At 36.6% G+C, this 276-nt stretch carries 1 pseudogene; it reads right to left on the minus strand.

The features are described 5' to 3' along the window. Positions 1-155 (minus strand): annotated as a pseudogene (locus ACYQ2O_RS13180) (transposase); the annotation flags it as partial. Between the last annotated feature and the right edge of the window lie 121 nt (positions 156-276).

Raw genomic sequence — 276 nt, forward strand, 5'->3', positions numbered from 1 at the left:
CTGTGTTAGGGTGAGCTTTGAACAGGATATGAATGTGGTCTCTATCTTCATTCCATTCGATGAGAGTGATGTTGTAGTTTGTACTAATTCTTAGAAACATATCTTTGGCGTAATCTGAAACAGGGGGGAGTGATGACTTTTCTTCGATACTTTATAACTCAAGTTTCGCACCCCTAAGAACTCCGTTCTATCCTTTACATTATAAGGATTATTTAGATTAATCAGCTTAAAGGTAAAGAAAAAGACAGCTCTCTTTGGTAAAATGTGAGTACCACT

This window comes from Alkalibacterium sp. m-11, from assembly GCF_054658155.1.